Raw genomic sequence first — 8592 nt, forward strand, 5'->3', positions numbered from 1 at the left:
GCGTGCACTGTGTCGCCGACGACCGGGAGAGGCAACTGGGAGACCCCGGTTGCCTCTCCCTGGACTATCAGTGCACGGTACCAGTGAAGTCCATCTCGACCACCTGGTTCTCGATCCCGTCGATCACCATGACCGGCCCCATCGCCCGCATCTTCACGCCTACCCGGTCGGCCCAGCGCGGCCAGGTCGCCGCCAGCAGCGTGAGGCAATGTGTCGCGCCCAGGCTGCGCACGGTTTCCCCCAGTTGCGCGATCAGCTGGGCATGGACCCGACGCCGGATCGCGGCGGGCGTGTCATGCGCCACGAAGAGACGCGAGCTTTCCCAGATATGCGCCTCGACCGGCGCGGTATCATACAGCAGATTGGCCGGGATCGTCTCCAGCAGACCGCGCTGCGCGTCGCGGATCATGTAACTGTAGATGCCGCAGCCATGCGTCGTGGGTGTCAGCCGGTTGCCGGCCAGCACCTTGCCGGTCTCATCGTGGACCACCACCCAGCGGCTCGCCGGAGTGTCGTACTGGTCGTATTCCATGCCCATCGCCTCGGGCAGGTTCCACTTGTTGTGGACGATGAACAGCTCGCGCCGGGCGCGCAGCATGTTGGCGAAAAGCTCGCCATGGTTGTGCATGTTGGCAAAGGAAAGCGTCGTGGTCTGCATAGGATCCTCCTGCAGGGTTGGGGGTCAGTCGTAACCTTGCAGGAGACGCCCGTCAGATCAGACGGTTGTCCTTGGCGCGCTGGATCGCTTCGGCAGTCGTCCGCGCCATCAACCGGTCGCGGGCCGAACTGATCCGGGCTTTCAACGCGCTTTCCGAGATTCCCAGCCTTTCTGCCGCCGCAGCAAACCGGTCGCCCCCTGCAATACATCTCAAGGCCTCGATCTGGGCCTCGGTCAAGGCTTCGGGCGGCTCACTCAGCTCGTGCAGGCGTATCACCGCCCGTTCAAGCTTCACGATCTCTTCGTCCCGAAACTCCCGGTCCTCCCGGGCGAAACTTGCAATGGTGCGCGACTTGATCGGGCCAAAGGCGACAGTAGCGCCAAAGTTCAGCCCATATCGAGCGGCTTCCTTGAAAAGACCAAAGGGATCAAGCAAGGCCGGATCGCTCCATCTGATCCAGCCCGTCCGCGAGAACCCCCACGCGGTCATCGGGTCCCGCAGCACATATCCGTTTTCGGTATAATGATCGATCCACCGCTGGTCGTAGGTCTGAAACGTCATCAGGGGTGAAGTAAAACGGATGTGCAGACCGATGAAGTAGCCTGCGCTTGCCATCCGGGCAATATTCTTCAACTCGACATCGATACTTGTCCTGTTACTCATTCCCACTCAACACGTCATCAGAGGCCGCACCACTATAGCGTGTCGGCCCCATGATTCCAGTCCATCGTTGCGAAATCGGCCCATGCCGAATAAAGGCCATCAATGCATTTTCGGCGCCATGCTGATCGTCACGCAGACGCAGTCCAGTCCGTCGAAGTTCAGCAATGGCCCCACGGGTTCGCATTCCAGACCGACGCGACGGCCAATGCGGCGGGACGCTTCGGGGATAAGGCCCAGAACCGAGGTCGCACCCAATTCCCGGGCTGCATTCACCATTTCCTGGCGAAGCTGCAGCTGGACCCGAAGACGCATTGCGGCGGGGACGGATTCCGAGACGAAGACGCGGCTGCTTTCCCAGATCGTTTCCGAAACCGGGGCGGGGAAATTCAGCAGGTTCGACGGGATCGATTCCAGAAGCCCGCGCTGCGCGTCGCGGATCATGTAGCTGTAGATCCCGCATTTGTGGGTCGTCGGCGTCAGCCGGATACCCGCCAGAACCTCACCGTTTTCGTGCACCGCGACCCAGCGGCTTGCGGGCGTGTCGTATTGGTCGAACTCCATCCCGTTCGACTGCGGCAGGTCCCACTTGTTGTGCTGGATGAACGCCCGGTGGCGCGCCCTGAACATGTTGGCGAACAGCTCGCCGTGATTGTGCAGGTTGTCGTAGGATAGCGTGGTCACTTCCATTTCCGTCTCCTTCTGCTTTTGGTCGTACAGTCAGAGGGAAACATCACAAGCCTACAGCAGTCGGTATTCCCGCGCCTTCTTCAAGGCTTCGGCTGTCGTCCGTGCCTCAAGCCTGATTCGCGCCGAATTCAGTCTTGCCTTGAAGGCACTTTCGGAAATCCCGAGCTTTGCTGCAGCAGCTGTGTGACGGTCCCCATTCGCAAGACATTGCAGCGCCTCGATTTGCGCCCTGGTCAGTTCGGAGGGCGGCTTGGCGGCGATATGCAGGCGCGCAGTTATATCGGCCAGACGCTCCAACTCTGCATCGGTGAATTCGCGGTCCGACCGTGTGATCCCCGCCATCGAGCGCGAGGTAATCGGGCCATAGGACGAAACTGCCCCGTATTTCATGCCGTAGCTTGCGGCTTTCTTCAGAAGCTCGAATGGATCGGGCAGCGGAATTTCGCTCCACCGGCGCGTTCCCGCAGTGCCTATTCCCCAGAAGATCACCGGATCGCGCAAATAATAGGAATGCGAATTGTAGTACTCGACCCAGTCGGCGGGATAGCGGCTGTGATAGATCAGCGGGCTGGCAAACCGGATGTGAAGGCCGACGGCATAGCCCTCCGGCGCCAGATCATGCAACTCTTCATAAAGTTCAGTCAATTTCTTGCTCTGCGACATCAGCCCCTGGATCCCTGCAAGGCTACTCTCAACCTTAAGTGTAAAGTTTTAAGCACGCCAGTACCTTGCTGGCACAAGACGGCGTCATTTGGGCTGGTTGCAGGCATGCCCGGCCGAAGAATGCCGAAGGCCCGCCAAACTATGGCGGGCCTTCGAAAAGCCTGGTCCGGCGGTCTGCTCTCAGGCTTCGGCGGCTTCGGTACGCGCCCGGTCGCCCGCGCCCTTTGCCGAAGTATCGCGATCGACGAATTCGATGATCGCCATCGGCGCCATGTCGCCAAAGCGGAAGCCCGCCTTCACAACGCGGACATAGCCGCCCTGACGGTCCTTGTAGCGGGGGCCGAGGATGGCGAACAGACGCTCGACATGCTGGTCCTGCTTCAGCTGGGCCGCGGCCTGACGGCGGGCGTGCAGATCGCCGCGCTTGGCCAACGTGATCAGCTTTTCGATCACGGGGCGCAGTTCCTTGGCCTTGGGCAGGGTGGTCTTGATCTGCTCGTGCTCGATCAGAGAGCCGGCCATGTTGGCGAACAGCGCCTTGCGGTGTTCGTGGGTACGGTTCAGGCGGCGGTAGCCGCGGGCGTGACGCATTGGAATCTCCTATCCGCGTGTTTTGCTTTGTCCGGCAGGACCTACGAATGGACCCGCTCACCTTGGGCTTGCGCCAGTCGTTCCCCGCAAGTGCGGGCATTTGGCAGGGTGGGCAACACTGCCCACCCTGCGATTGTCAGAACTGATCCTCGAACCGCTTCGCCAGATCCTCGATGTTCTCCGGCGGCCAGCTTTCGACGTCCATCCCAAGATGCAGGCCCATGCCGGACAGCACTTCCTTGATCTCGTTCAGCGACTTGCGGCCGAAGTTCGGGGTGCGCAGCATCTCGGCCTCGGTCTTCTGGATCAGGTCGCCGATGTAGACGATGTTGTCGTTCTTCAGGCAGTTGGCCGAACGGACCGAAAGCTCCAGCTCGTCCACCTTCTTCAGCAGCAGCGGGTTGAACTCCAGGCCAGAGTCGATCTCGCCGACCTTGGCCGATTCGGGTTCCTCGAAGTTGACGAAGATCGACAGCTGGTCCTGCAGGATGCGCGCGGCATAGGCCACGGCGTCTTCGGGCGTCAGGCTGCCGTCGGTTTCCACCTTCATCGTCAGCTTGTCATAGTCCAGCACCTGACCTTCACGGGTAGGTGTGACTTCGTAGCTGACCTTCTTGACCGGCGAATAGATCGCATCGATCGGGATCAGACCGATGGGCGCGTCCTCGGGCCGGTTCTTGTCGGCCGAGACATAGCCCTTGCCGGTGTTCACGGTCAGCTCCATGAACACATCCGCGCCGTCGTCGAGGTGGCAGATCACATGGTCCTTGTTCAGGACCTCGATGCCGTTCGATTCCGAAATGTCGCCAGCCGTGACAACGCCCGGCCCCTTGGCCGAGATCGACAGCCGCTTCGGACCGTCGACATCCATCTTGATCGACACGCCCTTGAGGTTCAGCACGATGTCGGTCACGTCCTCGCGGACACCGGCCACGGACGAGAACTCGTGCAGCACGTTGTCGATCTGGACCGAGGTGATGGCCGCCCCCTGCAGCGAAGACATCAGCACACGGCGCAGCGCGTTGCCCAGCGTCAGGCCGAAGCCCCGCTCCAGCGGCTCGGCGATCACGGTCGCAACGCGCGACGCATCTGCCCCCGGCTTGACGACCAGTTGCGTCGGCTTGATGAGTTCCTGCCAGTTCTTGTGGATCATTCTGAAGCCCCTATTCTTGTCCGCTGCCGATGTCCGAAAGCTGGCGGACGCCCGAGGATCGTAAACGACGAAAACCGGGCCGCGAGGGATGACCCTCACGGCCCGGCAGAAATCAATGCCTTAAACGCGGCGGCGCTTCGGCGGGCGGCAACCGTTGTGCGCCAGCGGGGTCACGTCGCGGATCGAGGTGATCTGGAAGCCGACGGCCGCCAGGGCGCGCAGCGCCGATTCACGGCCCGAACCCGGGCCCTGCACTTCGACCTCAAGCGTGCGGACGCCATGTTCCTGCGCCTTGCGGCCAGCGTCTTCGGCGGCCATCTGGGCGGCGTAGGGCGTCGACTTGCGCGAGCCCTTGAAGCCCATGGTGCCCGAGGACGACCACGAGATCGCGTTGCCCTGCACGTCCGAGATCAGGATCTTGGTGTTGTTGAACGACGAGTTCACATGCGCCACGCCGGCAGCAATGTTCTTGCGTTCTTTCTTCTTGGTGCGGACGGTCTTGGTATCGCGTGCCATCTATCCGGCCCCCTTATTTCTTCTTGCCGGCAATGGCCTTTGCGGGGCCTTTGCGGGTGCGGGCGTTGGTATGGGTGCGCTGACCGCGGACCGGCAGGCCCTTGCGGTGACGCAGGCCCCGATAGCAGCCCAGGTCCATCAGACGCTTGATGTTCATCGTGACTTCGCGGCGCAGGTCGCCCTCGACAGTCAGGTTGGCATCGATGTATTCGCGGATCGCCAGCACTTCGCTGTCGGTCAGCTGGTTCACCCGGCGCGCGGGGTCGATCTTCAGCGCTTCGCAGATGGTGTTGGCCGTATGGGGGCCGATCCCGGTGATGTAGGTGAGCGCGATCGGAACCCGTTTCGCGGTCGGAATGTTGACGCCAGCAATACGTGCCAAACGTGTCGTCCTTCTTCGTTGCGGTTCCGTAGTGCCAGAACCTTTTTTCACAACACCGCGCGGGGTGTTAACCCGGCGATACGAACTTCCAATAAGGAAGGCCCGCAAGGCGATTCTGCCGCGGGACGCCGTGCCATATGGGGTTTTCCGGGTGGCGTCAAGGGGATCGGCCCGGTGACCGACAGGCACAGCCCAAGGGTCGCGCTAGGGCCGACTGCCAGTGCCGGGGAAACCAGCAAACCAGGCCGCTGTCCGGCGCGGTCTTCGTGGACAAGGGTGGTGATTCCTGGCCTTTCGGTCCCGAGAGGACGCTCCCGGTGTCAACCAGTGATCCGTGGTCCAGCCGGTCGGTCGCTCTGCAACGGCGGTCGGTCAGTCCAGGACAGAAGCGATTGCAGAGGACACCGTATCCACATCGGCCAGGCCGTCGACCGACGTCAACAACCCCTTGGCATAGTAATAGCCGATCAGCGGCGAGGTCTTCTTGTAGTATTCCATCAGCCGAGTCTTCAGCGTCTCGGCATTGTCGTCGGCCCGCCGCCTCAGATCCGTGCTGCCGCAGGCATCACAGATGCCCGGCACCCTGGTCGGATGGGTCCTGTCGTGATAGACGGCACCGCAGTTGCCACAGGTGAACCGCCCGGTGATCCGGTCGACCAGCGCCGCGTCATCCACCTGCATCTCGATCACGCGATCCAGCCTGGACCCGGTCCGGGCCATCAGCTCGGCAAGGGCATCCGCCTGCTTCAGCGTGCGCGGGAAGCCGTCGAAGATGAAGCCGCCCCGCGCGCCTTCCGTCATCTTGTGCTCGATCAGGCCGATGACGATCTCGTCCGTCACCAGTTCGCCCCGGGCCATGATGCCTTCGACACGGCGACCAAGGTCCGTGCCCTGGGCGATCGCCTCTTTCAGCATGTCGCCGGTCGACAGCTGCACCATGCCGCGCGTCTCTTCCAGCCGCTTGGCCTGAGTGCCTTTCCCCGCCCCCGGCGGACCCAGAAGAATGATGTTCGCCATGGGTCAGCGCCGCGCAGGGGCCTTGGGCGCGGTCTTGGCACCCGGCTTCTTGCGGCCGCGCAGCTGCGACTTCTCGATCAGGGCTTCGTACTGGTGCGCCAGAAGGTGCGACTGGACCTGCTGTATCGTGTCCATCGTCACCGACACGACGATCAGGACCGAAGTACCCCCGAAGTAGAACGGAATACCGACACGGCTGATCAGGATTTCGGGCAGCAGACAGACAGCCGCCAGATAGGCCGAACCCAGCACAAGGACGCGGTTGACCACATATTCCAGGTATTCCTCGGTCTTCTTGCCCGGTCGGATGCCGGGGATCGAGGCATTCTGGTTCTTCAGGTTCTCGGCCACCTCATCGACCTTGAACGACACGTTCAGGGTGTAGAAATAGGCGAAGAACACGATCATCCCGGCGAGGAAGACCAGGTGGAGCGGCTGGCCATAGCCAAGGTTCGCGGCTAGCCAGGACAGGACCGGGTTGGTGCTCGAGCCCGAGAAGGTGCTGATCGTCGTCGGCAGCAAGAGGATCGACGAGGCGAAGATCGCCGGGATCACGCCCGCCGGGTTGACCTTGATCGGCAGGTGGGACGAGCCGCCCTCATAGACCTTCATCCCCACCTGGCGACGCGGATAGAGGATCGCGATCTTGCGCAGCGCGCGCTCCATGAACACGACAAAGGTGATGACCACGACGACCATCACCAGGATCCCCAGGATCACCGGGGTCGACAGCGCGCCCGACCGGCCCTGTGCAAAGAACTGCGCGATGGCGGCCGGAATTTCGGCAACGATGCCGACGAAGATGATGAGAGAGATGCCGTTGCCGATGCCGCGCGCGGTGATCTGCTCGCCCAGCCACATCAGGAACATGGTGCCGCCGACCAGCGTGATGACGCAGGAGGCGACGAAGAACAGGCCCGGATTGTGCGCAAGGCCCCCGCTCTGGATCGACATGGCGATGCCGTAGCCCTGAAGGATCGCCAGCGCCACGGTGCCATAGCGGGTGTACTGGTTCAGCTTCTTGCGGCCCTGCTCGCCTTCCTTCTTCAGCTGCTGCCAGGGTCCGTACATGGTGGACAGAAGCTGCACGATGATCGAGGCGCTGATGTAGGGCATGATCCCCAGGGCAAAGATCCCCATCCGCTTGATGGCGCCCCCGGTGAACATGTTCAACATGCCGCCGATGCCCTGGCCCGCCTTGTCCATGAACTGCCGCAGCGCCTCGGCGTCGATGCCGGGAACGGGGATGTAGGTCCCGAGCCGGTAGACGATCAGCAGGCCGATCGTGAAGAAGATGCGCTGGCGCAGGTCGGTTGCCTTGCCAAGCATGCCCCAGCTGAGGTTCGCGGCCATTTGTTCGGCAGCAGATGCCATGTCAGGTCTCTTTCAAGCCAAGCGCCGCCGGACCGTTTTCCGGTTCGGCGGCGCGGGAAAACTGGAAGCTGATGTAAGCGACCTTTGGGCGGCTCACAATGCCTATTTGGTCGCCTCCGCGCCCGGGCGGGTTATTCAGCAGCCGCCGCCACAGGTGCCAGGAGCGTGACCTTGCCACCGGCCTTTTCCACGGCTTCCACAGCCGAAGCCGAGGCGCCGGTGACCGTCAGGTTGACCTTGGACTTGATCTCGCCCTTGGCCAGCACCCGGATGCCGTCGCGCTTGTTCGAGGTGACACCAGCCGCGACCAGCGCGTCCTCGGTGATCTCGACCTTGGGGTCCAGCTTGCCGGCGGCGATGAACTTCTCGATCATGCCGAGGTTGACGACGGCGAATTCCAGACGGTTCGGCTTGTTGAAGCCGCGCTTCGGCAGGCGGCGGTACAGCGGCATCTGGCCGCCTTCGTAGCCGCCGATGGCGACGCCCGAGCGGGACTTCTGGCCCTTGATACCCCGGCCGGCGGTCTTGCCCTTGCCCGAGCCCGGGCCGCGCGCGACGCGTTTCTGTTTCTTGGCCGCGCCGGGATTGTCGGCGAGTTCATGCAGTTTCATTTCGCTTCTCCTTGCCGGATGCGCCCCCGAAGCGAGAACGGGACGACCACGGCTTTTCTTGATTCTCATGGCCGGACTTGGCCACCGGGGGGGCATTACAGGAAGGCGAGGGGCTTGGCAAGGAAAAGGGCGCCGCGCGTGGCGCGCCTTTTGGACTGAACGATTTCAATAGGTTGTGAAATCGCGTTAGGGTGGGGTTAACTCAAGTTCCAAGTGCAACGGTTGTTGTTGTTTTTTCGAGTTCCTCGGCGAGGGCCTGTGCTGGTGTTTTCCAGC

11 protein-coding genes are annotated in these 8592 nt (G+C 62.4%); all 11 read right to left on the bottom strand.

Annotated features, from left to right (window positions below; genetic code table 11):
- Positions 1 to 67: 67 nt before the first annotated feature.
- The gene (locus D5084_RS00450; protein WP_128513548.1) at positions 68 to 658 is read right to left on the bottom strand and encodes an acyl-homoserine-lactone synthase; all 591 of its coding nucleotides are present in this window, start codon (positions 656 to 658) and stop codon (positions 68 to 70) included.
- Between the two features lie 52 nt (positions 659 to 710).
- Entirely contained in the window at positions 711 to 1322 is a 612-nt protein-coding gene (locus tag D5084_RS00455; protein ID WP_128513549.1) for an autoinducer binding domain-containing protein, read from the bottom strand.
- 99 nt (positions 1323 to 1421) lie between these two features.
- A complete protein-coding gene (locus D5084_RS00460; RefSeq protein ID WP_128513550.1) occupies positions 1422 to 2009 on the bottom strand; it encodes an acyl-homoserine-lactone synthase in 588 nt (195 codons plus the stop codon).
- A 51-nt stretch (positions 2010 to 2060) separates the two neighbouring features.
- Positions 2061 to 2672: a helix-turn-helix transcriptional regulator gene (locus tag D5084_RS00465; protein WP_128513551.1), complete on the bottom strand. Its 612-nt coding sequence runs from the start codon at positions 2670 to 2672 to the stop codon at positions 2061 to 2063.
- A 180-nt stretch (positions 2673 to 2852) separates the two neighbouring features.
- Positions 2853 to 3263, bottom strand: coding sequence for a 50S ribosomal protein L17 (gene rplQ, locus D5084_RS00470; RefSeq protein WP_128513552.1), 411 nt, complete (start codon positions 3261 to 3263; stop codon positions 2853 to 2855).
- A gap of 136 nt (positions 3264 to 3399) precedes the next feature.
- Positions 3400 to 4416, bottom strand: coding sequence for a DNA-directed RNA polymerase subunit alpha (locus D5084_RS00475; RefSeq protein WP_128513553.1), 1017 nt, complete (start codon positions 4414 to 4416; stop codon positions 3400 to 3402).
- A gap of 120 nt (positions 4417 to 4536) precedes the next feature.
- Entirely contained in the window at positions 4537 to 4932 is a 396-nt protein-coding gene (gene rpsK / locus D5084_RS00480) for a 30S ribosomal protein S11 (RefSeq protein ID WP_128513554.1), read from the bottom strand.
- A 13-nt stretch (positions 4933 to 4945) separates the two neighbouring features.
- Positions 4946 to 5314 (bottom strand): 30S ribosomal protein S13, encoded by a 369-nt coding sequence (gene rpsM, locus D5084_RS00485; protein ID WP_128513555.1) that lies wholly within the window; start codon positions 5312 to 5314, stop codon positions 4946 to 4948.
- 372 nt (positions 5315 to 5686) lie between these two features.
- Positions 5687 to 6331 (bottom strand): adenylate kinase, encoded by a 645-nt coding sequence (locus tag D5084_RS00490; protein ID WP_128513556.1) that lies wholly within the window; start codon positions 6329 to 6331, stop codon positions 5687 to 5689.
- A gap of 3 nt (positions 6332 to 6334) precedes the next feature.
- Positions 6335 to 7705, bottom strand: a complete 1371-nt coding sequence (secY, locus tag D5084_RS00495) for a preprotein translocase subunit SecY (protein ID WP_128513557.1) — start codon at positions 7703 to 7705, stop codon at positions 6335 to 6337.
- 131 nt (positions 7706 to 7836) lie between these two features.
- The gene (gene rplO / locus D5084_RS00500; RefSeq protein WP_128513558.1) at positions 7837 to 8316 is read right to left on the bottom strand and encodes a 50S ribosomal protein L15; all 480 of its coding nucleotides are present in this window, start codon (positions 8314 to 8316) and stop codon (positions 7837 to 7839) included.
- Between the last annotated feature and the right edge of the window lie 276 nt (positions 8317 to 8592).

The sequence above is a fragment of the Tabrizicola thermarum genome (genome assembly GCF_003574395.1).
Classification (GTDB): domain Bacteria; phylum Pseudomonadota; class Alphaproteobacteria; order Rhodobacterales; family Rhodobacteraceae; genus Tabrizicola; species Tabrizicola thermarum.